Source organism: Roseivivax sp. CAU 1761, assembly GCF_054482755.1.
In genome coordinates, this window is record NZ_JBTLRM010000059.1 from 1 (window position 1) to 792 (window position 792).

Sequence of the window (792 nt, forward strand, 5' to 3'; positions counted from 1 at the left end):
CGCCCCGCCGGCGCGCGCGGCACAGGCGCGCCGCGGCCCTGCGGCGGGGCCGTTTACCGCCCGTTCACGACGGTGGCGCGACTGTGGCGGTCTCGATCCATTCAGGGGGACGACCAGATGACCACCCATGCGCTTCCCGGCGCCGCGGCGCCTGCCGCCGCCACCGCCGCCCGCCCGCTCAACGGCCTGACGATCCTGGTCGTCGACGACAGCCGCTTCGCCTGCGAAGCGGTGCGCCTGCTCTGCCTGCACAGCGGCGCGCGGCTGCGGCGCGCCGACTGCCTGCATTCGGCCCGCCGCCACCTCCAGGTCTACCGTCCCACGGCCCTGGTGGTCGATCTCGGCCTGCCGGACGGCTCCGGGCTCGACCTTCTCGCCGAACAGGCCGCGGCGAGCCCGCGGATACCGGCGCTTCTGGCCACCAGCGGCGATCCCGCAGCCGGGGCCGCGGCGCGGGCCGCCGGGGCGGACGGTTTCGTGCCCAAGCCCTTCCCGAGCGTCGCCGCCTTCCAGGGCGCCATTCTCGAGCTGCTGCCCCGGGAATGGCGGCTGGCGGCGCCGCGGCTCGCCGACACGCGCTCGGTCACGCCGGCGCCCGAGGCGTTCCGGGACGACATGCAGCACGCCGCCGACACCCTGTCGCGGCCCGATGCCGCGGCCCGGCTGGGCTATGCCGCGGCGTTTCTCGAGGGCGTGGCGCGCTGCGCCGGCGACGCGGCGCTCGAACGCGCGGCCCAGGCGGCACGCCGCGGCCGCGGCGATGCCGCGCGGCTGGCGGCGCTGGCAATGGCG

General features: G+C 77.9%; 1 protein-coding gene. It reads left to right on the forward strand.

The genetic code is table 11. The features are described from left to right. Positions 1 to 117: 117 nt before the first annotated feature. The coding region (locus tag ACXYMW_RS19485; RefSeq protein WP_459036994.1) for a response regulator at positions 118 to 792 on the forward strand (675 nt) is incomplete at its 3' end.